General features: G+C 67.0%; 1 protein-coding gene. It reads left to right on the forward strand.

Features of this window, described 5'->3' with window-relative positions:
- Nucleotides 1-56 precede the first annotated feature (56 nt).
- Complete coding sequence (locus AC1AZA_RS11385) at nucleotides 57-1,256, forward strand: IS110 family RNA-guided transposase (protein ID WP_476514764.1); 1,200 nt, start codon at nucleotides 57-59, stop codon at nucleotides 1,254-1,256.
- Nucleotides 1,257-1,384 lie beyond the last annotated feature (128 nt).

The following is a 1,384-nucleotide window of genomic DNA, read 5'->3' on the forward strand; positions in this document are numbered from 1 at the left end:
CCCATTGCACGGGTTCCACGGCGGCCGAGGACACCTTCATGACGGGAGGGACGACGATGACTCCGGAAGACATCGACGTGTGGATCGGTCTGGACGTGGGCAAGGGCGCGCACCACGCGCACGCCCTCGACCGTGACGGCAACACCTTGTACGACAAGCCGGTCAGACAGGACGAGAAGGCCATCCGCACGATGCTGGACGGACTCTGCGAACACGGGCGCGTGCTGCTGGTCGTCGACCAGCCCAACACCATCGGCTCCCTGCCCCTGACCGTGGCCCGGAGCATGGACATACCGGTCGCCTACCTGCCCGGCACCGCGATGCGCAGGACCGCCCAGCTGCTGCCCGGCGCCGCGAAGACCGACCGGAGGGACGCGTACGTGATCGCGTGGGCCGCGCTCAAGATACCCGAGAGCCTCAGGGACGCGGGGCCGGACGACGAGACCATCGCCGCCCTGAAGATCCTCGCGGGCCACGACGAGGACCTCGCCCACGAATCCACCCGCCACATCAACCGCCTGCGCAGCCTGCTCCTGCAGACCCATCCCGCGTTCGAACGCGTCCTGAAGGGCGAACGCGCCACCCGCGACGCGACCCTCGCGCTGCTCGAACGCTACGGCGGGCCCACGGGCATGCGCGGGGCCGGCATCGAACAGGTCAGGGAATGGGCCAAGGACGAGGGACTGCGCGCCGGACGCATCATCGACGACATGTTCAAGTCCATCGGCGAACAGACCGTCACCGTGCCCGGCACGGCCATGGCCGAAAGCATCATCCCCTCGATCGCCCGCGACATCAAGACCATCAGGGACCGGCGCCGCGCCCTCGCCGCGCAGGTCGAGGAGCTCCTCAACGATCACCCTCTTCTCACGGTCCTGACGTCGATGCCCGGGATAGGCGTCAGGACCGCAAGCAACATCCTCCTCGGCATCGGCGGCGACATCACCCACTTCAAATCGGCCGCCCATCTGGCCGCGTACGCCGGCATCGCGCCCGTCACCAGCCAGTCCGGCACCAGCGTCAAAGGCGAACGGCCCGCCCGGGGCGGCAACAAACGCCTCAAGAACGCGCTATGGCAGTCCGCGTTCGTCGCCTCCACCAAACACCAGCCCTCCACCGCCTACTACAAACGCAAACGCGAACAGGGCAAACACCACAACGCCGCCATCATCTGCCTCGCCCGACGCCGCTGCGACGTGATCTACAGCATGCTCAAGAACGGCACCCTCTACCAGGAACCGACCCTCGCCGCCTGAAACAAACCACCAGCGCCGGCCACGGCCGCACCTCGCCAAGGCCAAAGCGAAGCACGCCCATCACAACCAACCCGGACACGACCACATCAACCCCTCACAAGGTTGACAAAAACATAGGAACACCCCCC

This window comes from Bifidobacterium sp. LH_389, from assembly GCF_056357235.1.

What these genes read in the sequence shown, in the direction of transcription:
- AC1AZA_RS11385 (WP_476514764.1), top strand. Translation starts at nt 57, where the DNA reads ATGACTCCGGAAGACATCGACGTGTGGATCGGTCTGGACGTGGGCAAG.